Origin of the sequence: Streptomyces sp. CC224B (assembly GCF_030010595.1) — a bacterium.
Lineage (GTDB): Bacteria > Actinomycetota > Actinomycetes > Streptomycetales > Streptomycetaceae > Streptomyces > Streptomyces longispororuber.
The window spans coordinates 47,146-70,487 of record NZ_JASCXL010000008.1 but is presented as its reverse complement, the minus strand read 5'-3'; the positions used below and the strand labels follow the sequence as shown (position 1 = coordinate 70,487).

General features: G+C 73.9%; 19 protein-coding genes and 1 pseudogene. 15 read left to right on the top strand and 5 right to left on the bottom strand.

Features of this window, described 5'->3' with window-relative positions:
- Nucleotides 1-250: 250 nt before the first annotated feature.
- The 6 genes and pseudogenes from QK440_RS05280 to QK440_RS05255 all read left to right on the top strand — a co-directional run.
- On the top strand, nt 251-943 hold the full coding sequence (locus QK440_RS05280) for a nucleoside/nucleotide kinase family protein (RefSeq protein ID WP_282791775.1): 693 nt from the start codon (nt 251-253) through the stop codon (nt 941-943).
- 259 nt (nt 944-1,202) lie between these two features.
- Nucleotides 1,203-1,802 (top strand): lytic polysaccharide monooxygenase, encoded by a 600-nt coding sequence (locus QK440_RS05275; RefSeq protein WP_282791774.1) that lies wholly within the window; start codon nt 1,203-1,205, stop codon nt 1,800-1,802.
- A gap of 92 nt (nt 1,803-1,894) precedes the next feature.
- Nucleotides 1,895-2,458 (top strand): DUF3592 domain-containing protein, encoded by a 564-nt coding sequence (locus QK440_RS05270; protein WP_282791773.1) that lies wholly within the window; start codon nt 1,895-1,897, stop codon nt 2,456-2,458.
- A gap of 57 nt (nt 2,459-2,515) precedes the next feature.
- Nucleotides 2,516-3,808 (top strand): sensor histidine kinase, encoded by a 1,293-nt coding sequence (locus QK440_RS05265; protein ID WP_282791772.1) that lies wholly within the window; start codon nt 2,516-2,518, stop codon nt 3,806-3,808.
- Nucleotides 3,808-4,440: a response regulator transcription factor gene (locus QK440_RS05260; protein ID WP_282791822.1), complete on the top strand. Its 633-nt coding sequence runs from the start codon at nt 3,808-3,810 to the stop codon at nt 4,438-4,440. The genes QK440_RS05265 and QK440_RS05260 overlap by 1 nt, the downstream gene beginning before the upstream one ends.
- Nucleotides 4,441-4,577: 137 nt before the next feature.
- Nucleotides 4,578-4,826 (top strand): annotated as a pseudogene (locus QK440_RS05255) (hypothetical protein); the annotation flags it as partial.
- 30 nt (nt 4,827-4,856) lie between these two features.
- Here the strand turns inward: QK440_RS05255 and QK440_RS05250 are convergent.
- Complete coding sequence (locus QK440_RS05250) at nt 4,857-5,873, bottom strand: endo alpha-1,4 polygalactosaminidase (RefSeq protein ID WP_282791771.1); 1,017 nt, start codon at nt 5,871-5,873, stop codon at nt 4,857-4,859.
- 251 nt (nt 5,874-6,124) lie between these two features.
- Here QK440_RS05250 and QK440_RS05245 point away from each other — a divergent pair, with 251 nt between their 5' ends.
- The 7 genes from QK440_RS05245 (at nt 6,125) to QK440_RS05215 (ending at nt 13,607) form a co-directional block, all read left to right on the top strand.
- A complete protein-coding gene (locus QK440_RS05245; RefSeq protein ID WP_282791770.1) occupies nt 6,125-6,817 on the top strand; it encodes a tryptophan 2,3-dioxygenase family protein in 693 nt (230 codons plus the stop codon).
- Between the two features lie 68 nt (nt 6,818-6,885).
- Nucleotides 6,886-8,130: an alpha/beta hydrolase gene (locus tag QK440_RS05240; RefSeq protein WP_282791769.1), complete on the top strand. Its 1,245-nt coding sequence runs from the start codon at nt 6,886-6,888 to the stop codon at nt 8,128-8,130.
- Nucleotides 8,127-9,251, top strand: a complete 1,125-nt coding sequence (locus tag QK440_RS05235; RefSeq protein WP_282791768.1) for a hypothetical protein — start codon at nt 8,127-8,129, stop codon at nt 9,249-9,251. Before QK440_RS05240 ends, QK440_RS05235 begins: the two co-directional genes overlap by 4 nt.
- 23 nt (nt 9,252-9,274) lie before the next feature.
- The gene (locus QK440_RS05230; RefSeq protein ID WP_282791767.1) at nt 9,275-10,846 is read left to right on the top strand and encodes an amino acid adenylation domain-containing protein; all 1,572 of its coding nucleotides are present in this window, start codon (nt 9,275-9,277) and stop codon (nt 10,844-10,846) included.
- Nucleotides 10,847-11,002: 156 nt separating this feature from the next.
- Complete coding sequence (locus QK440_RS05225) at nt 11,003-11,221, top strand: MbtH family protein (RefSeq protein WP_190136701.1); 219 nt, start codon at nt 11,003-11,005, stop codon at nt 11,219-11,221.
- Nucleotides 11,222-11,261: 40 nt separating this feature from the next.
- Entirely contained in the window at nt 11,262-12,194 is a 933-nt protein-coding gene (locus tag QK440_RS05220; RefSeq protein ID WP_282791766.1) for an ATP-binding cassette domain-containing protein, read from the top strand.
- A gap of 384 nt (nt 12,195-12,578) precedes the next feature.
- Entirely contained in the window at nt 12,579-13,607 is a 1,029-nt protein-coding gene (locus QK440_RS05215; protein WP_282791765.1) for a winged helix-turn-helix domain-containing protein, read from the top strand.
- Between the two features lie 74 nt (nt 13,608-13,681).
- Here the strand turns inward: QK440_RS05215 and QK440_RS05210 are convergent, their stop codons facing one another.
- The 4 genes from QK440_RS05210 to QK440_RS05195 all read right to left on the bottom strand — a co-directional run bounded on the left by QK440_RS05210 (nt 13,682) and on the right by QK440_RS05195 (nt 19,378).
- Complete coding sequence (locus tag QK440_RS05210; RefSeq protein WP_282791764.1) at nt 13,682-16,234, bottom strand: ABC transporter permease; 2,553 nt, start codon at nt 16,232-16,234, stop codon at nt 13,682-13,684.
- Nucleotides 16,231-17,103: an ABC transporter ATP-binding protein gene (locus tag QK440_RS05205; RefSeq protein WP_282791763.1), complete on the bottom strand. Its 873-nt coding sequence runs from the start codon at nt 17,101-17,103 to the stop codon at nt 16,231-16,233. The genes QK440_RS05210 and QK440_RS05205 overlap by 4 nt, the downstream gene beginning before the upstream one ends.
- Before the next feature lie 57 nt (nt 17,104-17,160).
- Nucleotides 17,161-17,676 carry a flavin reductase family protein gene (locus QK440_RS05200; RefSeq protein ID WP_282791762.1) on the bottom strand — a complete coding sequence of 172 codons (516 nt, stop codon included), beginning with the start codon at nt 17,674-17,676 and terminating at the stop codon, nt 17,161-17,163.
- Nucleotides 17,677-17,827: 151 nt separating this feature from the next.
- Nucleotides 17,828-19,378, bottom strand: coding sequence for a tryptophan halogenase family protein (locus QK440_RS05195; protein WP_282791761.1), 1,551 nt, complete (start codon nt 19,376-19,378; stop codon nt 17,828-17,830).
- Between the two features lie 555 nt (nt 19,379-19,933).
- On the opposite strand from QK440_RS05195, the gene QK440_RS05190 reads away from it, so the two are divergent.
- Nucleotides 19,934-22,291, top strand: coding sequence for an MMPL family transporter (locus QK440_RS05190; protein WP_282791760.1), 2,358 nt, complete (start codon nt 19,934-19,936; stop codon nt 22,289-22,291).
- Between the two features lie 190 nt (nt 22,292-22,481).
- Nucleotides 22,482-23,279 (top strand): BTAD domain-containing putative transcriptional regulator, encoded by a 798-nt coding sequence (locus tag QK440_RS05185; RefSeq protein WP_282791759.1) that lies wholly within the window; start codon nt 22,482-22,484, stop codon nt 23,277-23,279.
- The last annotated feature ends 63 nt before the right edge of the window (nt 23,280-23,342 follow it).

Sequence of the window (23,342 nt, the reverse complement as noted above, 5' to 3'; positions counted from 1 at the left end):
GTGACGTGCGTCGCAGGGTCTGTGTGCCTACGCGGAGTCGGCTCAGTGCTTACGGTCCGTAGTGGGGCCCTGCCCGGGGCCCGGGGCCCGGGGAAGGTGGCGGTGGCGTTCCATAGGGGGCATGGCCAACGCTGATCACGTACACATGCGGAGCCCAGCTGGTTCCACCGGTCCAGACCAGGCGTCCCAGCCGTCCCCACCGTCTCCATCGCCCCCGCCGCCCCCGCCGGCCCCGGCGGACGTGGAGGACGTGACGGATGTGATGGATGTGGCGGAGGTGCCGGACCTCGCGGACCTCGCCGCGGACGCCTGGCGGCTGACCGGCGCCGCGTCCGATGCCGCCCCCGCGCCCGGTCGGGTCCTCCTCGGGCTCGCGGGGCCGCCCGGTGCCGGGAAGTCCACGCTGGCGCGGGCCCTGGTCGCCGAGCTCGGCGCGGGCGCCGCGTATCTGCCGCTCGACGGCTTCCACCTCTCCAACGCCCAGCTCGACCGGCTCGGCCTCGCCTCCCGCAAGGGCTCCGAGCCGAGCTTCGACGTCCACGGCTACGTGGCCCTGCTGCGCCGGGTCCTGGGCGACACCGGGCGCGACGTCTACGTACCGGACTACGACCGGACGCTGCACGAGCCGGTCGCCGCGCGGCACGTCGTCGCGCCCGGGGTCCGGCTGGTGGTGACCGAGGGGAACTACCTGGCCTGCGACCTGCCCGGCTGGCGGGACGCGCGGGAGCTGATGGCGGCGTGCTGGTACGTGGAGGCGCCCGGCGCGGTGCGGTACGAACGGCTGGTGGAGCGGCATGCGGCGGGCGGCCGCGCCCCGGACGAGGCGCGGGCGTGGGTCGTCGGCAACGACGGCCCGAACGGTGAACTCGTGGAGGCCTCGCGGGGCCGGTGCGATCGGATCCTCTCCACGATTGGTATGGACATGTTCAAGTACCGGCCATAATCTAGGACTTGGTCTAGACCGCACTTCCCCACAGAGTCAGACACCGCGACCCCCACTCGCGTGTCGTTCCACACGGTGAGCATCACACGTCACACTGCGAAGCAACACCACGGCAGGAACAGGCACTTCAGCACGACCGGCACCGGGCGGCAGCGTCCGGTGCCACCTCGAACGGGCCCGCACCACCGCACCACCCCAAGACAACCGCCGCCGCGCGCACGGCTCACAGAACTCCCCCACGTTCTCCAGGAGCAGCAGCATGCGAAAGAAGATGTCCGCCGCCATGCTCGGGATGGCGACGGTCGGGGCCTTCGTGCTCTCGACCGGCGGCGCCAGCAGCCATGGCTACACCGACCTGCCCGCCAGCCGCCAGATCAACTGCGCCAAGGGCGTGGTGACCGGCTGCGGGTCGATCCAGTACGAGCCGCAGAGCGTCGAGGGCCCCAAGGGCTTCCCGGCGGGCGGCCCGGCCGACGGAAAGATATGTTCCGCGGGGATCGCCGGCTTCAGCTCGCTCGACAAGCCGACGAAGCCCAACGGCGGTGCCTGGCCCACGACGAAGGTGTCGGCCGGCCAGAACTACACCTTCCGCTGGCAGTTCACCGCGCGCCACCGCACCACCGACTTCCGCTACTACATCACCAAGCCGGGCTGGAACGAGAGCCAGCCCATCACGAGGGCCGCGCTCGACACCCAGCCGTTCCTCACCGTCCCGTACAACAGCCAGCAGCCGCCCGCGACCCTGTCGCACAGCGGCACGATCCCCGGCGGCCGCAGCGGTCACCACGTGATCGTGGCTGTCTGGACGGTCGCGGACACGGCGAACGCGTTCTACGCCTGCTCCGACGTCCAGTTCTGAGGTTCCCCTGAGGATCTGGTGGTCCTCGCCGGGTAGGTTCCGCGTATGCCGCCGTGACCACGGCGGCATACGCGGAACCTCGGGGGAACGCCATGGGTAACCCGCTCCACGTCCTGCCCCTCCTCTTCTCCCTCGCCATACCGCTCGCCCTGGCCGCCGCCGTCGTCGTCGTGGCGGTCGCGGCGGTCAGGCGCTCGGGGGACCTGCGGCAGGCCTGGCGCAGCGGCCTGACCGCACCGGCGCGCTGCCTGCGCGCGTACACGACCACGTCCAGCCACGGCGGCAGCCACGGCCGGGTGTCCACGACCTTGCACCACGTCTACGAGTTCACCACCCACGACGGCGACGTGGTCCGCTTCGACGAGCGGAACGGCCCGTCGACCACCGTCGCGGGCGACGTCGTGACCGTGTACTACGCCGCCGGACGCCCCGAGCGGGCGACCGCGCGCGCACCCCGCCCGCTGCGGACCACGGCGGGCACCGCCGCGGCCCTCTGCTTCCTGGGCCTGATGCTCGTCGGCGTCCTCGCCTCCCTGACGGGAACCGTGACCTCGGGCGGCTCCCACGACGTGGACGCCCCCGACGCCGAGCAGCCGTGGGGCGACCCCGCCTCCGGCGGAGCGCCGTGGGAGGAGTCCGGCCCCGAGGTGCCGTAGGGCGTGCCACGGGGGCGCGCTCCGGCGCGGCCGGGGGGCCGGTTACCGTGCCGCGTCATGGACCTGCGCGAGAACGCCGCCCGCACCGGCCCCCCGTGGCCCGGCGCGCTGCGGCGGGCCTGGCGGGGCGGCGCGTACGTCGTCTCGGGGGCCGTCCTCGGGATACCCCTGCTGGTGGCACTGGCCGGCGGCCTCGCCCTGGGGCTCGCGGCCAGCGTCGTCGTCGTGGGCCTGCCACTGCTCGGCCTGCTCGCCCTCGCGGGCGTGCCCGTCGGGGCGCTGGAGCGCCGCCGGACGCGGCTCGTCCTCGCGGAACCCGCCCCCACCCCGCACCGCACCCCGGACGTCCCCGGCCTCGCGGCCTGGCTGCGGCTGCGCGGGCGCGAGCAGGCGACCTGGCGCGAGCTGGCGTACACCGTTCTGATGGCGGTCGTCCTGTGGCCCCTGGACCTGGCCGTGGCCGCCTGCACCCTGGGGCTGCCCCTCCTCCTGGCCGTCGCGCCCGCCCACCTGGCCCTCGCGGGCGGGCCCGGCGGGGGCGGCGTCCGGCCCGCGAAGGTGTGGCTGGTGGACACCTGGCCGGAGGCCTGCGGCACGGCCGTCGTCGGCCTGGTCCTGCTGGCCGCCCTGGCGTACCCGCTCGCCGCGTACGCCGCCGCGCGCGCCGCCGTCACCCGGCGGCTGCTCGCCCCGCGCGAGGCCGAGACGGAGGCGCGGCTCGCCGAGGTGACCCGCTCCCGGGCCCGGCTCGTCGCCGCCTTCGAGGCCGAACGCCGCAGGGTGGAACGGGACCTGCACGACGGGGCGCAGCAGCGGCTCGTCGCCCTGAGCATGGCCCTCGGCCTCGCCCGCCTCGACGCCGGGCCCGGCGGTCCGCTCGCCGAGCGCCTCGCCACCGCCCAGGCGGAGGCCGACGCGGTCCTCGGCGAGCTGCGGGAGCTGATCCACGGCATCCGCCCGCAGGTCCTCGCCGACTACGGCCTCACCGCCGCCGTCGAGGACGCCGCCGACCGCTCGCCGGTGCCGGTGGACACCGACGCCGAGCTGCCCCGGCTGCCCGAACCGGTCGAGTCCGCCGGGTACTTCGCCGTCCGCGAGGCCCTCGCCAACGTCGCCCGGCACAGCGGCGCCACCCGGGCCGCCGTCCACGCCCGGTACGCGGACGGCGCCCTGCGCGTGCGGGTCAGCGACGACGGGCGCGGCGGCGCCGACCCCGCGCGCGGCACCGGCCTGACCGGGCTCGCCGACCGCCTCGCCGTCCTCGATGGCACACTGACCGTCACCAGCCCGCCCGGCGGCCCCACCGTCCTGACCCTGGAGATCCCGTGCCGTCCCGCCCCTGCCGCGTAGTGCTCGCCGAGGACAGCGTGCTGCTGCGCGAGGGCCTCGTCGGCGTACTCCACCGGTTCGGCCACGAGGTGGTCGCGGCGGTCGGCGACGCGGACGCGCTGCGCGAGGCCGTGACGGCGCACGCGCCCGACGTCGTCGTCACCGACGTGCGGATGCCGCCCGCCTTCCAGGACGAGGGGCTGCGCGCCGCGCTCGCCCTGCGCGCCCGGCGCCCCGGCCTGCCGGTGCTCGTGCTCAGCCAGTACGTACAGCGGTCGTACGCCGCGGAGTTGCTGGACAGCGGCGACGGCGGCGGGGTCGGATACCTCCTCAAGGACCGGATCGGGCAGGTCGAGCAGTTCGTGGACGCCTTCGCGCGGGTCGCCGCGGGCGGCACCGTCGTCGACCCCGAAGTCGTACGGCAGTTGCTGCGGCGCAGGCGCGACCCGCTGGAGCGGCTGACGCCGCGCGAGCGCGAGGTGCTCGCGCTCGTCGCCGAGGGCCGGTCGAACGCCGCGATCGCCGCCGAACTCGTCGTCACCGAGGCGGCCGTCGGCAAGCACATCGGCAACATCCTCGGCAAGCTCGACCTGCCCCCGGCCGAGGGCACCCACCGGCGGGTGCTGGCCGTGCTGGCGTACCTGCGGAGTTGAGCCGCGCCGCCCGCCGGGGCGGGGCCCCGACCGGTGCCCTCGCCGCCTTGACGTGTCCGCATCGGCGACACGCGGATCGACTACGATCGCCCGCCATGAGCGTGTCTGACCCGGCCCCGCCGGAGCGGAGGCCCCGCACACCGCGCCAGGCCCGGCGGCTGCGCGTCGTCGCGGCCTCCGCCGGCATGGCGGTGGCGGCCGTCCTGCTCGGGGCCCGGCTCGCCAGCCGGTCGTCCGTCCTCGTGGTGGGCGTGTACGGGCTGCTGCTCGTCCTCTGCGGCCTGGTCGTCGAGCTGAGTCGGCGCGGCCGGACTAGGCTCGGCAGCTATCTGCTGGGCTGCGGCCTGGTGGCGGCGGTCGTCATGGACACCGTGGTCCTGTCCTGACGCCGTTGCCCGGGTGGGGCGGCCGGTGTGTCAGCAGCGCCGGTAGACGTAGCCGTCCTCTCCGGCGGGGCGCACGTCGCGGTCGCGCAGGATGACGGACAGCTTGCCGTGCCAGCGGCGGCAGGCGGCCTCGTACCCCTCCTTCTCGTACTCGATGTCGAAGACCCTCCCGTCGTACGCCTTCACGTACGGCCCGCACTCGTCGTACTGCCCGCACTCCTCCACGACGGCGAAGTCGAACCCGAGGTCCTTGTCCAGGAACTCCGTGGTGTTCTTCTGGCCGACGGCGAGTCCCCGGTCGTGGGCGCGGCGCGCGAGGAGGCGCGCGAAGGCCTGGCCGTCGGCGGCGTCGAGCTCGCCGTCGGAGCGCGTGTACGAGTCGAGGTTGTCGGGCTCCACGGCGTCGAACCCGGAGCGGGCGCAGCCGTCGATCCAGGGGCCGACGACCTTGAGCAGCGCCTTCCGCTTGGCGGCGGTGGAGATGTCGAAGAGCGGCTCGTTCCAGTCCTGGTCGATGACCAGGTCGCCGTCGGGGTCGCGCAGGAGCAGCTCGGGGTGCTTCTCCTGCCACCACTTCGTGGCGGCACGGCCCGGCTGGGCCTGGAAGGCGTTGACGTAGCAGATGTTGTAGCGACCGGGTACGGGCTTCGCCGCACGGTCGCGGGAGACGGCCCGGACACCGGCGGGCGGGTCGTAGGCGCCGCCCAGTTGGTAGTCGAACGGGGTGTGGGGGCGGGGCAGGCGAGGGGCGGGGCGGTCCTGCTCGCCGGTTCCGGCAGCCTTCTCCTTGGCCTTCTCCATGGCCTTCTCCATGGCCTTCTCCTTGTGGCTCCGGTCCCCGGAGGACGGGCCGTCGCCGTTGCCGGAGCAGCCGGTGAGGAGGGCGGCGGTGAGGGCGAGTGCGACGGCCGGGGCGGCGGTGATGGCGGTGGTGGCGGTGCGGAGTGTGCGGTTCCGCGGGGTGGCGGGGGTGTGGGCGGGGGCGGGGGTGCCGGGGGCGGTGGGCCGCGCGTCGGCGGGGGTGCCGGGCGGTTGGCTGAGCGGCATCTGGTGGTCCTGTGCGGTGGGGTGGGCTGGCTGGGTGCGGGCCGCGGGCTGCGGGCTGGTTGGCCGGGGTGCTGGTTGGGTGCGGGCTGGGTGGTCGGGTGCGGGCTGGGTGGTGGCTGTGTTCCGTGTTGATGTGCGCTTTTAAGTGTGCGCTTGATGACGATGTCGGCGGCGTTCGCCCTGGTTAGCCTCGTGACGAAGCCATCCGTACGCGCAGACCCTCACCGCGTCTGCGGGAAAAGGGGTCCGTTGTGAACGGCCAAGCCCTCGCTCCCTCCTATGGGGAGATACTGCAACTCGACGATCTCCTCGGCAGCGCGCGCGTGCACGACGAGGACGTGGACAGCGTGCTGTTCCTGGCCACGCACCAGTCGTGCGAGATCTTCTTCGCCGTCATGCTGCGCCACCTGGAGGCCGCGCGCACGGCGCTCGACGCGGATGACGGCCCGCTGGCGGCGCGCCGCATAGCGCCCCTGCCCCGCATCGTGGCCACGCTGACCGGCCAGTTCGACGGGCTCGCGACGCTGAGTCCCGCGGCGTTCGACGCCATCCGCACGGAACTGGGCTCGGCGAGCGGGTTCCAGTCCGCGCAGTTCCGCGAGGTCGAGTACCTCTGCGGACTGCGGGACGCGCGCTTCGTGAACACGGTCGGGTTCACCGAGCAGGACCGGGCGCGGCTGCGCGCCCGCCTGGAGGAGCGGTCCGTGGAGGGGGCGTACCGCGACTTCGCCGAGCGCTGCCCGGACCCGGCCGCCGTCGAGCGGGTGCGCGGCGCGCTGATCGACTTCGACGAGGCCCTCGCGGTCTGGCGCGCGCGGCACGCCGTGCTCGCCGAGCGGTTCCTCGGCGGGGCCACGGGCACGGCAGGCTCGGACGGCGCGTCCTACCTCTGGCTCGCGGCCCGGCGCCGGGTCTTCCCGACCGCTTGGGCGGCGTCGTCTTGAGCGGGGAGGCGGGGCGGGGGCTGGGGGGTGAGCCGGATGTGGGGCGGGAGCCGGGAGTTGATCCCGGGGTGCGCCGTGAGCTGGGGCTAGACCTGGAGGCGGAGCAGGAGTTACGGGAGTTGGGGCTCGACCCGGGGGCAGAGCAGGAGTTGCAGCTTGGCCTGGAGGCGGGGCGGGAGTCAGAGCTCGACCCGGAGGTGTGCCGGGAGCTGGGGCTCGACCCGGAGGCGGGGCGGCAGTTGGGGCTCGGCCTTGCGGCGGGGCGGAAGGTGCGGCTCGGACCTGAGGCGCGCCGTGAGCTCGACCGGGAGTACTCCCCGAGCTCCCTCGTGGACGACCCCTCCGCCTTCCTCGACCGGTACGCGGCCGACAGCGCCCGCGCCCGCGCCACCCTGACCGTCCACCGGGACCTGCGCTGCGGCCCGCTGCCGGAGCAGCGGTTCGACTACTTCCCCGCGCCCGGCGAGGGCGCGCCCCTGTTCGTCTTCGTGCACGGGGGCTACTGGCAGGAGCTGAGCAAGGCCGAAGCCGCTTTCGCTGCGAGGGACTTCGTCGCCGCGGGCATCTCGTTCGCGGCGCTCGGGTACGGCCTCGCGCCGGCGTACGGTATGCGGCAGCTCACCGCCGCGGCCGTCGACTCCCTGCACTGGATCTGCGCGCACCGCGCGTCGCTGCCGGGCGCGCCCGCCGCCGTGCACCTCGGCGGCCACTCCGCCGGAGCACACCTGGTGGCGTCCGCGCTCCTCGACGCCGAGGCCGGGCGCCGGGCAGGCCCGCGCCCGGCCGGGACGATCGCTTCGGCCACGCTGCTCAGCGGGGTCTACGACCTGGAACTGCTCCGGCACACCTACGTCAACGACGCCCTGGGCATGGACACGGCGGAGGCACGGGAGTGCAGCCCGCTGCGGCGGCTCCCGCAGGCGGAGCCGTCTTCCGCGACGGAGGCCGCGCCGCCGCAGAGCGTGCCGCCGCCGCAGAGGGCGCTGCCGCCACGGAGCACGCCGCCGCCCCGAGGCGCCGCGCTGCCACCGCTCCTCGTCGCGCGGGGCGAGCGGGAGACCACCGCGTTCGACCGCCAGCAGGTCGCGTTCGTGCGCCGGGCCCGGGCGGCGGGCGCCGCGGTCACGGACCTGGTCGTGCCGGACCGGCACCACTTCGACCTGCCGCTCGACCTGGCCCGGCCGGGCACGGCGCTCGGCGCGGAGGTCATGCGGGTGATCCGTTCGACCGGACCCGTAGGGGTCGACTCCGGGGCGGGTGGGGGGGAATCCGGATCCGGCGCCCCCCTGACGGACGGCACGCTGGTGCCATGAAGCCACTGACCTCCCTCGGCGCCCGCAGGTCCGCCACGTCGGCGCACCCGCTGCGGCTGTTCGTGCTGTCAGGGATTCTCACCGTCCTGCTCACCCGGGCGTTCCTGGCCCTCGCCGGATACCCCAAGCTCGGCGGCAAGGACCCGGACGCGACCGTCCACATCTCGCACATGCTGTGGGGCGGCCTGCTGATGGCGGCGAGCCAGGTCGCCCTGCTCGGGCTGACCGGGCGGCGGGCGCGGATCGGCGCGAGCACCGTGGGAGGCGTCGGCTTCGGCCTGTTCATCGACCAGGTCGGCAAACAGGTCTCGAACGAGGGCTATCTGTACGCACCCGCGGCCGGCCTGATCTACCTGAGCTTCGCCGTGCTCGTCGCCATCGCCTGGCGTGCCGACGACGGCACCGGGCCCGCGGAGGGCACCGGCGCGGCGACCACCCGGACCGCCCAGGCCGCCGAGCTGGTCCTGCACGGCGTCGGCGACGGCCTGACCACCGCGGAGCGGGCCCGAGCACAGCGGCTCCTGCGCGGTGCGACGGGCGACACCGACCGCGCGCTGCTGCGGGCGCTCGACACCCTGCCCACGCGTGAGCCCCGGCCCAGCGCCTGGCACGACGCCCGGGACGCGGTCGGCCGCCGCTTCGCCGGGGCGGCCGGGCGCGCGGGCGTCGTCCGGGCCGCCGTGGTCCTCGCCCTGGTGATGGGCTTCCTGCGCCTCGGCCGCCTGGCCGCCGGAGGCCTCGACGGCCCCGCCGCCGAGCGCGAGTGGAACGCCCTGGTGGCGGCCCTGGCCTGCGCGACCGTCACCTGGGGCCTGTACGTGTACGGCGCGCGCACCCTGCGCCGCGACCGGGCCACGGCCTTCCGCGCCCTGCGCGCGGGCATCCTCATCGACCTGCTGCCGGGCCAGGTGCTGAACTTCACCATCCACCAGTTCTCCGCGGTCCAGGACCTGGCCGTCGACGTGCTCCTGCTCGGCATCGTCACGGCGGAGCTCCAGCGGATATCCGGCCGGCCGGCACCCGGGGCCGCGGCACCCGCGGTGGTGCCGGCCGCGCCCCCGCCCCCCTTGAAGCTGACCAGCACCTTGCGCGGTGACGCCACAGACGTCCCGGCCCGATGACAGGAGTGACGATGGTTTCGTCCGTGGCACACCCCAGTTCGCTCTCCGGCGCGGTGCGCCGCGTCGCGGCCCACTCGGTGGTCGCGCTGGTGCGGGAGCACGCGATGCGGCGGCCGGACGCCGTGGCCGTGCAGTCCGGCGGGACCCTCCTGACCTACCGCCGGCTCTGGCACGACGCCCTGCTGGTGGCCGCCGCCCTGGAGGACGCCGGGGTCGGGCCCGGCGACCGCGTGGCGCTGTGGGCCGACCGGACCCCGGGCGTGATCGGCGGAGCGCTCGGCATCATGGCCCTCGGCGCCGCCTACGTCCCGATCGACCCGGCGCACCCCGGCGAGCGCACCACCGCGGTCCTCACGGGCGCCGACCCCGCCGCCCTCGTCCACGACGGTGCCGCCGGCACCGGCCTGCTGCCCGCGGTGGACGTGCCCGCCCTGGACGTCCGGGAGCTGACCCAGGGCGCGCCGGACCCCGGCGCGTCCGGGGCGGCCGCGCCCCCGCAGCGGGCGCTGCCGGGGCCGGAGGACATCGCGTACGTCGTCTTCACCTCCGGGTCCACCGGCACGCCCAAGGGCGTCATGGTCCCGCACGGCTCCCTCGCCAACTACGTGTCCTGGTGCGGGGACCTGGTCGGCGGCGCGGGCATCGGCAGCCCCCTCTTCGCCAGCCTCGGCTTCGACCTGGCGATGACCTCCCTGTGGGTGCCGCTCGCCCAGGGCAGCCGCGTGGTGACGGTGTCCGGCCTGCACGACCAGGCCACGCTCTTCGGCGCCCGCGACGACCGGTACACCTTCGTCAAACTCACCCCGTCGCACGCCCGGTTCTTCGACGTCCTCGCCGACCCGCCCCGGTACGACCGGGCGACCCGGCTGCTGATGTTCGGCGGCGAAGGACTCGACCCGGCGCTCGTCACCTCGCTCGCCGCCCGCCTCGACGGCGTACGCCTGGTGAACCACTACGGCCCGACCGAGACGACCATCGGCTGCTGCGCCTACGCCTTCGACGCCACCCGCGTGCCCACGACGCCGACGGTGCCCATCGGCAGCCCCGCGTGGAACACCCGCGCCTACGTGGTCGACGAGGACCTGCGGCCCGTGGCCCCCGGACACCCCGGCGAACTCGTCATCGCGGGCCGCGCGGTCGCCGCCGGCTACGTGGGCGACCGCTCCGGCGGCGGCAAGTTCCTCGACGAGCGCGACCTGGGCGGCGCCCCCGGGCGGGCCTACCGCACGGGCGACATGGTCGAACTGCTCCCCGAGGGCGCGCTGCTCTACCTCGGCCGCCGCGACGACCAGCTCAAGGTCAACGGCCACCGCGTCGAGCTGGGCGAGCTGCGGCACCACGTGCTCGCCGTGCCCGGTGTCGCCGACGCGGCCTTCGACATCGTCCGCGGCCCGGTCGACACCCTCGAACTGCTCCTGCGCACCACCGGACCCGCCCCGGCCGGCGAGGAGTTCCCCGAAGTGGTCCGCAAGTCCCTCGCCGCGGCCCTGCCCTCGGCGCTGGTCCCGGAGTCCATACGGGTCGTGCCGCGCTTCGTGTTCAACGCCAACGGCAAGTGCGACGTGGCCGCGACCAGGCGCCAGCTCGACGGCTGAGGCCCGCCCGGGCGCCATCCTGAGGGCGCCCCGGTGCCGCCCCGCGGGCGGCCCGGGTCAGCGGCAAGTCAGCACCCTGTCAGCGCCGCGCCGCGACCATGACGGTGCGGGTCGAGCAGACCCGATCCCCTGACGACCGGATACGGAGTGTGCGACGTGTCGAACCCCTTTGAGGACCCGGACGGATCGTTCCTCGTGCTGGTGAACGACGAGGGCCAGCACTCCCTGTGGCCCGCGTTCGCCGAGCGCCCCGAGGGCTGGACGGTGGCCCTCACCGAGAGCCCGCGCGACGAGGCCCTCGCCTACGTCGAGGCGCACTGGACGGACATGCGCCCGCGCAGCCTGCGCGCGGCCACGGACCCCGCCGCGGCCTGACGGACCGCGGTCCACCGGGACTTGAGGAGCAGTCGTGGGCATGGCGATTCAGGCGGAGGGTCTGCGCAAGCGCTACGAGCGGACCGAAGCGCTCGGCGGCGTCGACCTCGCGGTACCCGAGGGCACGGTCCTCGGGCTGCTCGGGCCGAACGGCGCGGGCAAGACGACGACCGTGCGCATGCTGGCGACGCTGCTCGAACCGGACGGCGGGCGCGCCGAGGTGGCCGGCTTCGACGTGGTGCGCCAGCCCCGCGAGGTGCGCCGCCGCATCGGCCTCGCCGGCCAGTACGCCGCCGTCGACGAGCACCTCACCGGCCGGGAGAACCTGACCCTCATCGGCACGCTGCTGCACCTCGGCAGGCGGGCGGCGCGGACCCGGGCGGACGAGCTGCTGCACCGGTTCGACCTCACGCACGCCGCCGACCGGCCGGCACGGACCTACTCGGGCGGCATGCGGCGACGGCTCGACCTGGCCGCGTGCCTGGTCGCGACGCCGTCCGTGCTGTTCCTCGACGAGCCGACGACCGGGCTCGACCCGGTGAGCCGCATGGCGCTGTGGACCGTCGTGCGCGAACTGGTGGCTGACGGCGTCACCGTGCTGCTCACCACGCAGTACCTGGAAGAGGCCGACTACCTCGCCGACCGCGTCACGGTCATCGACACCGGCCGGGTCATCGCGGACGGCACCCCGGACGAGCTGAAGCGGAAGGTCGGCGAGGAGCGCCTGGAGATATCCGTGGCACGCCCCGAGGGCGTGGCCGCGGCGGTCACCGCGCTCCGCTCCGTCTCGGCCGACGAGCCGTCCGTGGACCGCGACGGCGGTCTCATCTCCATCCCGCTCAGCGACGGCATGGGCGGCCTGGCGAGCGCGGCGCTCGCCCTGCGGCACGAGGGCGTCGAGGTCGCCGACTTCGCCCTGCGCAGGCCGACGCTGGACGACGTCTTCGTGACGCTCACCGGCACATCCGCGTGACCCCGCCCCCGCCCGCACCCCGCGACCGACACCACCGGGCGGACGACCGCCCCGAGGCGATCGACGGCCACCGGGCGGCCGGGAGCCACCGGGCGGCCGGGAGCCATCGGACGGGCGGGAGCCATCGGGCGGACGACCGCCCCGGCTCGGCCGGCGGCCGACGGGCGGGCCTCGGCCACCGGGCGGACGACGCGCACACGACAGGCGACTGCCAGCGGACGGGTGACCGCCACCGGACGGGCGACCGCCACCAGGCCCGGCCGGGACGCTGAGGCCTTCGTCTCTCTTCGTTCTCTCTCTTCTTCTCTTTCTCTTTTCTCTTTTCTCTTTTCGTGCGGGACCACGGGGCATCGGGGCTGCGCGGACGCCACAGGGGGCATCGTCATGCAACGGATCCACTTCACCGCCGCGGATTTCGCACGGACCCGGCTCAAGACCACCGCGGGCCCGCTCGCCGAGACGGCCTTCGCCCACGGGCTGCTCGGCCGGGGCATCGGGGCGCCGTTCGCGCGCTGGCGCGGCCAGGTCGGCAAGCGGCTCGCCCGGCGCCCGGAACTGCTCGCGGGGGCCGGTGACCTGCCGGATCTGGACACGTTACTGCGTGGCATCGAACGGTCCGACGCCACCCGCGACCAGGCCCTCGGCGGCGACCTCCTGGACGCCGGGGCCCCGGCGTCGCAGCCGCCGGCGGCGACCGGGGACCTGTCCACGCTGTGGCAGGCCCTCGTGGCGCCGTACTGGGAGCGGATCGTCACCTACCTGGAGGCCGAGTGCGAGGCACGCGGCCGGGTCGTCATGGCGGGCGGTGTCGAGCTGCTCCTCGCCACGCTGCACTCGAAGATGACGTGGAAGGCGCCGGTCCTGGAGATCCACGACGGGCCCGACGAGGACATCCACCTCAACGGCCGCGGCCTGGTGCTCACCCCCTCCCTCTTCCTCAACCACCGCGCCGGCCGGGTCACCCGGCGCCTCGCCGAGGACGGCCCGGTCGTCCTCGCCTTCGCCACACCCCCGGACGTGCACCAGGCGGCGGCCCTGTGGGGCGAGCCGGAGGCCGAGCAGAGCGCGGAGAGCGCGCAGTCCCTGGGCGCCCTGGTCGGGCAGACCCGCGCCGCCGCCCTGCAGGTGCTGCGGGCCAGTTGCACGACCAGCCAGCTCGCGGACCGGCTCGGCATCTCCGCGGCCGGGGCCAGCCAGCACACGGCGGTGCTCCGCCAGACCGGCCTGATCACCACCCGCCGCATCCGCAACACCGTCCTGCACACCCTCACTCCGCTCGGCGTCGCCCTGCTCAAGGGCATGGCCGGGCACCCCGCGCCCGCGCCCGCGCAGCACGGCGGGCGCCGCCGCGGTCAGACCACGCGCCGCCTGCGCGTCCTGGACGGCATACCCGCCCAGCCCGTCGCCTCGTAACACCCGCCGCGCGCACCGCGCACGCCAAGGCCCCGGCACACACACCGTGCCGGGGCCCTCGTCGTCGCCGGGCCCTACTCCCGGACGCCCACCGCCTCGACCGGGCGGTTCCGCAGCACGGTCACGGCGGAGACCAGCGTCGTGGCCAGGGTGAGGGCGAAGGCCGCGCCGACCACCGTGACGAAGATCCACGGGGAGCCCTCGGGGGTCGCGGTGCCGAGGACGCTCATGCTCAGCGGCACCAGCGTCAGGGCCGCCACCAGCGAGCCGAGGACGATGCCCGCCACGGACACCAGGGCCGCCTCCATCGCCATCATCTGCATCACCTGGCGGCGGGTCGCGCCGATGAGGCGTTGCAGCATGAACTCGCGGCGGCGCTCGGTGGTGGCGAGGGCCTGCGTGTTCACCAGGGCGATGATCGCGTAGCCGACGACGACACCGAGGACCAGGTACGCCATCCACGCCTGGGTGTCGTCCTGTTCGGCCTGGGCGGCGGCGAGGGTGTCCCGGCTGGTCACCCGCAGACCGGGCTGCCGCTCGGACAGGGCGGTGAGCGTGGCCGCCAACTGCGCCCGGTCGACGCCCGGTTCCGCCGTCACCATGATGCTCGGGACCAGGCCCGAGTCGGTGTGCCGGGCGAGCAGCGCGGCGGGCAGCAGCGCGGTCTCGTAGCCCCGCTCGCCCTTGACGGTGGCGACCAGCTCCAGGCTGACGCGGCTGCCGTCGCCGAGCCGCATCGGCACCTTGTCGCCGATCTTGTGGCCGTCGGTGTAGCGGGTGGGCAGCGCGACCGTCTCGCCGCTCAGCGCGTCCAGGCTGCCCTGGGTGGCGCGGAACGCCGTGGTCCGGCCGATGCCCTCGGGGGTGACGCCGGCGAGCGCCATCTCGGGCGGGTCGGCGGCGCCCTCACCGCCCTCGGCGCCCGGGTCCACGCCTCCCGCGGGCTCGACGTACCCCCTGCTGGAGACCTGCGCCGAGGCGGCGGCGACGCCCGGCTGTCGCTTGACCGTGTCCACCATGCCCAGCGGCAGGCCGCCCGCGTCGGAGGTGACGGCCAGGTCCGCGCGCAGGCTGTCGTCGAACGCCCGCTCCGCGCCCCGGGAGTTGGTGGTCTGCATGTAGATCAGGGCGATGGCGAGGCCCGTGGCCAGCATGACGGGCATGACCGCGCCCGCGAACCGGGCGGTGCGGGCCTTCGCGTTGAGCGTCGCGAGGCGTCCCGCGAGCCCGGAGAGCGCGCCCATCGGCCGGGACAGGCCCGCCGTGATGCCGCGTGCCAGGACCGGCCCGAGCAGGCCGAAGCCGGCCGTCCACACCATCGCCGCGGGGGTCGCCGCCCCGGCCGCCTTCGGGCCGTCCATGCCCGCCGTGACCACCGCGAGCGCGGTGCCGCCGCCCAGGCACACCAGCGCGAGCACCAGCCGCGGCCAACTGAACCAGCGCCGCTCGACGGCCGCCTCGGCCAGCGCCTCCGTGGGGCGGGTGCGCGCCGGGCCGCGGGCCGCGATGAGCGCCGCCCCGACCGCGGTGACCACGGCCGTGGCCGCGCCCGCGACGAGCGGCAGGCTGCCGGCGCTGAACTCCATGGTGTCCGGTACGACCCCGGCGGAGGCGAAACCGTCGAGCAGCCAGCGGCCGAACAGCGGCCCGCAGGCGCACGCCAGGGCCGTGGCGAGGAGGGTCAGCAGCACCGTCTCGCCCAGGATCAGGCGGCGCAACTGCCCGGGCGTGGTGCCGATGGCGCGCAGCAGCGCCATCTCGCGCTGCCGCTGCTGGATGGCGAGGCCCAGCGTGCTGGCCACCACGAAGACGGTGACCATGGCGGCGAGGCCGCCGAACGCCGCGGCGAGCGAGACCAGGTCGTCGCCGCCGGAGACGATCTCCGGGTCCTCGGCGCGGCCGCGCTCGGCGCCGGTCAGGACCGTCACGGACGGGGTGCCGACGGCCTTCTCGACGGCCGCGGCGACCTGACCGGGGTCGGTGCCGGGCCGCGGGAACACGCCGATCACATCCGCCTTGCCGGGGCGCCCGGTGAGCTCGGCCGCCTCGGTGTCGGTGAGGAACACACTGCCGGAGCCGCCGTCGGCGGCCGCGAGGCCCGTGACCCGGAACTCCTGCGTACCGCCGCGCACCAGGAGCCGGGTCCGGTCGCCGGGGGCGAGACCGGCCCGGCGGGCGAGCCGCTCGTCCAGGACGAGCTGGCCGGGCCCGGCGGGCGCGGCCCCCTTCGTGATCCTGTACGGCGTGAGCGCGGCGGACGACCAGCCGTGCCCGGTGACCCGGGCTCCGGCCCGCTTGCCGCCGTCGGTGGCGAGCGCGGCCGGGAAGGACACGTCGGTGACCGTGGAGCGCACGCCGGGCAGGGACTTCAGGCGGGTGGCCAGCGCGGCGTCGAGCGGGACCCGTTCGACGAACGGCTCCTCGCTCCGCGTGCCCAGGTAGCGCTGGTCGGCGCTGACCACGATCGGCGCGGCGGCGAGCCGCTGCGGCTGCGCCTCGCTCTTCAGGGCGCTCTGCAGCAGCCCGCCGCAGCCGACCACGATCGCGGCGCCGAAGAACAGCGCGACGAAGGAGGCGAGGAACCCCGCCTTGTGATGGCGCAGCGTGCGCAGCGCGATCCGGATCATCGCAGTCCCTCCCAGGCGAGGGTCCCGGTGGAGCCGGCCGCCGTGGCGGGGGCCACGCGCTGGGCGGTCCCGGGGGAGGGCGCGCCGCCGGTGCCCGCCGTGGCGGAGCCCTCGGCGCCCCACGCCCCGAGGTGCGTCATGCGCTCGGCGACCTGGTCGGGCGTGGGGGCCTCCAGGGAGCTGACGAGCCGGCCGTCGGCGAGGAACAGGACGCGGTCGGCGTGCGCGGCGGCCACGGGGTCGTGCGTGACCATCACGATGGTCTGCCCCGCCCACTGCACGGCCTCGCGCAGCAGGGTGAGCACCTCGCGGGCGGTGTGCGTGTCCAGGGCGCCGGTGGGCTCGTCGCCGAAGAGGACGGCGGGCTGGGTGATCAGCGCCCGGGCGATGGCCACGCGCTGCTGCTGGCCCCCGGAGAGCTCGCCGGGCCTGCGGTGCTGCTTGCCGCCGAGCCCCACCCGCCGCAGGACCTCCTCCACGGTGTCCTTGGCGGGCTTCTTGCCCGCGAGCCGCAGCGGCAGCGTCACGTTGTCGAGCACGCTGAGCGCGGGCAGCAGGTTGAAGGCCTGGAAGACGAAGCCGATGCGCTCGCGGCGCAGCTTGGTCAGCGCGCGCTCCTTGAGGGTGGACAGCTCCACGCCGTCGAGCCGTACGGACCCGGAGGTGGGCCGGTCGAGCCCGGCGGCGCAGTGCAGGAAGGTGCTCTTGCCCGAGCCGGAGGGGCCCATCACCGCGGTGAAGGTGCCGCGTTCCAGGCCGATGCTCACGCCGTCGAGCGCGGTCACCTGGTTCTTCGACCCGCCGTAGACCTTGCGCACGGCGTCGAGTCGTACGACGTGCCGGTTGTCGGGGCTTGTGGTCCCGCTCATGGGTTGCGTCCTTCGTAGGGAGGGGCCCGGTGGCCGGGCGGCGAGGTGCTGTCGGCCTCAGGTCCTGGACCAGGAGCGGAACTGCCTGAGGCCGTACAGCAGCGGTTCCTGTCGGTGGCGTTGGGTGATCCGGCGGGTCTCGCCGAAGACGGTGACGTGGTCGCCCATGCGCTGGGTCAGGACCACGTCGCAGTCGGCGACGGTGTGCGCGTCCCGGACCAGATGGGGGCCGGCGCTCTCGGGCGCCCGCTCCCAGGGGGTCCGGAGGAAGCGGTCGGGGTCGCCGGAGGCGAACAGCTCGGCCACGTCCTGGGCGCCCTCGTGCAGCAGGTTCACCGCGAAGGCGCCGGAGGCGAGGACGGCGTCGAGGGTGGGGCTCGCGGCCCGTAGGCACACGAGGAGGGTCGGCGGGTCGATGGAGACGCTGCACACGGCGGAGCAGGTCATGCCGCGCGGCTGCCCGTCGGCGTCCACGGCGGTGATCACGCAGACGCCGGTCGGGAACCGGCTCATCATGGTCCGGAACCCGTCGGGCGTGGCGTGGTCGGCCACTTGTGTGGCGGGGTCGCTCATGGGAGGAGGCCTTCCTGGCTGAAAGGGGCGTACCTGACTGGGCGGGGAGCTGGTGGCACCCGGCCGCCGGGGGAGCGCGGCCGGGCGCCGGTCGGGGGGCCCGCGGGACCGCCCCGGGCAGGGGGGCGGCCCGGCGCGGGCGGGGCGGCCCCTAGCCGAGCTGGGAGAAGTAGTCGTACGCCTTCGGCAGCACCGACGTGAGGTGCTTGGTCTTCTCCTTGATGGCCTCGAACTCGCGTTGCGCGGCGGTCGGTTCGGACAGCAGGACCGCGGGGGACGGCTTCATGTCGATGCCGCCCATGCCGAGCATGACGCACATGTACGAGTAGGGCGGCAGACCGTGGTAGTAGGGGAAGACCGTCTCGCTGTCCGGGAGCTGCACCTTCCACTTCTCGATGCGCTCGGCCAGGGAGTCGGGGATGGCCCGGGTCTTGGTGTCGCGCCAGTACTGCGTGTCGTTGCGCTTGGCGGCGACGTAGTGCAGGACGAGGAACTCCCGGACGCCGTCCATGACGTGGGCGACCGCGCTGTTGTAGAGGTCGCGCCGGACGGGGCTCCAGTCCTCGTCGGGGAAGTTCTTGGCGAGCTGCTCGATGGCGTGGTGGATGAAGAAGATGCCGGTGGACTCCAGCGGCTCGACGAAGCCGCTGGACAGGCCGATGGCGACGCAGTTCTTCACCCAGGAGTTCTCGCTGCGGCCGATGCGCATCTTGATGTGGTTGGCGGGCACGTCCGCGGCGGCGGGGCCGACGAACTCGCGCAGCGTCCGCTCGGCGTCCTCGGGGGAGAGGTAGTCCTTCGCGTACACATAGCCCGTGCCGACGCGGCCGAGGAGCGGGATCGTCCAGATCCAGCCGGCGTCCTGCGCGGTGGCCGTGGTGCACGGCAGGATGCCGCGCTTCTCCATGTCCATCGGCACCTGGAGGGCGACGGCGCTGTCGTTGGGCAGCGTGTCCTGGTACGAGACGAAGGGGGTCTCCAGGGCCTGGTTGAGCAGCAGGCCGCGGAAGCCGGTGCAGTCGATGTACAGATCGCCGGTGATGTCGCCGTGGTCGGCGGTGGTGACGCCGGAGATCCAGCCGCGCTCGTCCAGGTTGACCCGGCGCACGTCGTCGACGATGTGCTGGACGCCGCGCTCCACGGAGTACTTCGTCAGGTACTTGGCGAGGAGGGCGGCCTCGAACTGGTACGCGTACGGGAACTGGGTCTTGCCCTGGTGCTCGGACATCGTCAGGCCGTGCATCTCGTCGGCGCCCTCGTCGAAGGGCTGGTCGATGAGGGTGCCGTCCTGGTGGCGGGGGCTGAGCCCGGCGTCGATGACCGAGGCCATCACGAAGCAGTCCTTGTCGAACCGGTCCGTCGGGCCCTGGTGCAGCCACCAGTCCGTCAGCGGCAGGCCGTTGACCGACCGCATCTGCTCGAAGGGGTGGTAGAAGTAGTGGCCCTTCTCCCGCCAGTCCTCGAAGCGGACGGCGAGTTTGTACGTGGCGTTGCACGCCGGCATCCAGTCCTTCTCCTTGAGTCCGAGGAACTCGAAGAAGTGGCGGATATCGCTGAAGGTCGCCTCTCCCACGCCGACCGTGCCGACGTTTCCTGATTCAACGAGCGTTATGTCTATGCGGTCGCCGAACGCGGCCTTGAAGTACGAGGCCGTCATCCATCCTGCGGTACCGCCGCCAACAATCACAACTCGGTTGAGCATGGTGGGACTCTCCCGTCGGGTGGCTTCACGATGGAAAAGAGCCTAGGAGTCCGCCCGGCACGGAAACAGGTCCTTAAGCATCGGCCGAAACTTGCAGGTGAGAGCGGGGACAGGCGGCGGATCGCGGGAATGCAGAGGCTTCCGAAGGCCCCTTCGGGCGATGCCTGTCAGCGACCTGTCAGAGCAATGCCGACATCCTAGGGTCGGGCCGCTGTGTGCCGAGAGCGCGCCGAGCCTTTCCGGTGTGCCCGGCGGGTCCTTTCCGTCGCGCCGACGGACGTTTTCGGCCTCCCGTGACGGCTCCCCACAACTGCAGAGAGAGCGGCCCGCCGAGGCCTTTCCGCAACCGGTCCCCTAAGGGGAAACGACGGATCCCCTAAGGGAGAACCCTGATATGGGCGCCGTACGGAAACGGTGCGGAGGGGCGGATTCAGCCATAGCCGGAGGCACTGTTGACGCTTCTTCCCGGCACCTGTAATCCTCGACTTACACCTGAAGGACCGGGCTGACGGCCGTCGTGCCGACGGTCATCGTGAGCGTGAGGAGCTGGCCCCCGTGAAGAAGCAGCCAACCGTCCTGAGGGCGGCGCACTGGAGCGCGTTACACCCCGGCCGGGCGATCGCAGGATGGTTCGTGTTCGTCGCCCTGTGCCTGGCCGCCGGCCTCGCCCTCGGCAACCAGCGGGCGGGCGACGACGACTTCCAGGTCGGCGAGTCCGGCCGCGCCTTCGCCCTGGCCATCGAGGCGAAGGTGCAGGACCGCCCGGCCGAGCACGTGATGATCCACACCGAGTCCGGCCCCCTGGACCGCGAGGCCGCCGACGCCGCGGCACGGGACGTCACCGCCCGCATGGAGAAGCTGCCCGAGGTCACCGGCGTCGCCGACCCGGTCCTCTCCGACAACGGCAGGATGCTCCGCGTCGAGGTGTCCATGAAGGGCACCAAGCGCGAGGCCAAGGACTACGTCGAGCCGCTCCTGGAGCAGACCGCCGAGGTGCAGGAGGCCCACCCCGGCCTGGTCGTCGAGCAGAACGGCGACGCGTCCGTCACGTACGGCCTGGAGAAGCAGCGCGGCAAGGACCTCACCAAGTCCGAGCTCATCACCTTGCCGGTGACCCTGGTGACCCTGCTCGTCGTCTTCGGCTCCCTGGTGATGATCAGCGTGCCGCTGCTGCTCGCGGTCACGTCCATCCTGGGCGCCGTGGGCCTGTCGATGGTCGTCTCGCACGTCGTGCCCGACTCCGGCCTCGGGATGAACATGATCCTGCTCATCGGCATGGCCGTCGGCGTCGACTACACGCTCTTCTACCTCAAGCGCGAACGCGAGGAACGGGAACTCGCGGGCGGCCGCCTGTTACCGGAGGCCCTGGTGGGGATCGCCGCGGCCACCTCGGGACGCGCGGTCGTCGTCTCCGCCCTCGCCGTCATCGTCTCCACCGCCACCCTCTTCCTCGCCGACGACGTCATCTTCTCCACCCTGGCCACCGGCACCATCATCGTGGTGTTCGTCGCCATGATCAGCTCCGTCACGGTGCTGCCCGCGCTCCTCGTCACCATCGGCCGGCGCATGGACCGCAAGGCGCGGCGCGCCACCGAGCGCGGCAAGAAGCTCAGGCGCCGCACCCCGGAGAAGAACGGCCGCGTCTGGGCCGCCCTGCTCAAGCCCGCCCAGCGGCGCCCCGCCGCCACGCTGATCCTGTCGGTCCTGGTCATGCTCGGCCTCGCCGCCCCCGCGCTCGGCATGGACCTGCGCGTCCTGAACAAGGACACGCACTCCCGCCAGATCCCCGAGATGCGCGCCTACGACCGCCTCAACGACGCCTTCCCCCACCTGCGGGCCGAGCACTGGGTCGTCGTACGCGCCGAGGCCGGGCAGGAGCGGCAGGTCGCGGCGGCGCTCGACGCCCTCGCCGACAAGGCGGGCCGCGACCCGGCGTTCGCCAGGACCCCGCGGGAGCTGCGCACCTCCGCGGACGGCCGGACCAGCCTGCTCACCCTGCGCGTGCCGTACAAGCTCAGCTCGCCGCAGGCCAAGGCCTCCCTGGACCACCTGCGCGACGACTACCTGCCCGCCACCCTCGGCACGGTCGAGGGCGCCGAGTACGGCGTCGACGGGCCCATCGCCGTGGACCGCGACTACCTGGACAACCAGAACGAGAAGCTGCCGCTGATCCTCGCGGTCCTGCTCCTGGTGACGTTCGTGATGACCGTCCTGGTCTTCGGGTCCGTGGTGCTCGGCCTGATCGGCGTGCTGCTCAACCTGCTCTCCGTGGCCGCCGCCTTCGGTGTCCTCGTCGTCTTCTTCCAGTGGGGCCTCGCCTCCACCCTCTTCGGCTTCGAGCACGGGGCCACCAGCGAGATCGGCTCCCGCGTCCCGCTGTTCCTGTTCGTGATCCTCTTCGGCCTGTCGATGGACTACCAGGTCTTCGTCGTCAGCCGCATCCGGGAGGCCGCGCTCACCGGTATGCCCACGCGCGAGGCCGTGATGGACGGGCTCGCCAAGTCCGCGAAGGTCGTCACCAGCGCGGCCGTCGTCATGGTGACGGTGTTCTCCACCTTCGTCTTCCTGCACCTCGCGGAGATGAAGCAGATCGGCTTCAGCCTCGCCGTGGCCGTCCTGCTCGACGCGTTCGTCATCCGCATCCTCATCCTGCCCTCCGCCATGGTCCTGCTCGGCAGGGCCAGTTGGTGGCCGTCCACGAAGCTGCGCCGGGCGGCGGCCGAGCGGAAGGCGACCGCGCAGGCGCCGACGCCCACCGGCACCCCGGCGGCCCCCGCGACCCCGGCAGCCCCCGGCACCCCGGAGGTCACCGCGACCCCGGCGGCCCCCGTGGCCACGAGCCTCGCGGCGGACACCGCCCCCCATCCCACCGGCCACGCGGAGACCCCCGCCGCCACGGCCCGTACGCGGTAGCCGCGGCCGCCCCGAGCGCGGGCGCCGGACCGGACATCCCCCGCCGGTCCGGCGTCCGCACCACCGTGTCACGGGTCGGGCCATACCACCTCCGCGTCCCCGGGCCCGCCGGATGGTATTTCCCGGGGCCGGGCGCACCGGGGCACGATGAGAGTCACCAGTAGACGGACGACGACGGGGGTCCGGCACCGTGGAGATTCAAATCCTTGGCTCAGTTTTCCTGACGCACGAGAGCAAGCAGTACGCGATGGCGTCGAAGCGGGTGAGCGCCGTACTCACCGTGCTGGCCCTGACGCCGCGCGAGCCCATTGCGTCGGACCAGCTCGTCGACGAACTCTGGGGAGAGCGCCGGATGGCGAATGCGCGGAACGCGCTGCACGCCAATGTGGGCCGGCTGCGCAAATACCTGGAATCCATCACCGGAATCAAGGGCGGCGACCTCATCCGCACCGTCGGCAGCGGATATCTCCTCGACGTGCCGCCGGAGACGGTGGACGCCCACCGCTTCCTCAAGCTCGCGGACGCGGGCGCCGACCTGGTCCACCGCGACCCGGCCGCCGCCATCGAGCGCCTGGAGCAGGCGCTCGCCCTGTGGCGCGGCCCCGCCCTGATGGACGCCTGCGAGGGCCTGCGCTGCCGGATCAGCGCCGCCCAGCTCGAGGAGCGCAGGATCACCGCGTACGAGGACCTGACCGCGGCCAAGCTGGCCGTGGAGGCGCACCGGGTCTCGGTGACCGAGCTGCGCCAGCTCGCCACCGAGCACGCCGGGCGCGAGCGGCTCAGCGAACTCCTGATGCTGGCCCTCTACCGTGACGGGCGGCAGGCCGAGGCGCTCGAGGTCTTCCACGGCGCCCGCCGCCGCCTCGCCAGCGACCTCGGTCTGGAGCCCGGACGCGCCCTGCACCGCGTCTACCAGGCGATCCTCCAGCAGGACGAGGAGCTCGGGGAGCCCCGGCAGACACTTGCTTATCTCGCGCCGACATCCTGATGAATGACCCTCAAAGGCAATTCGGTGGACATCTCCCGATGGCCGCCACGTTCCTTACGCCGT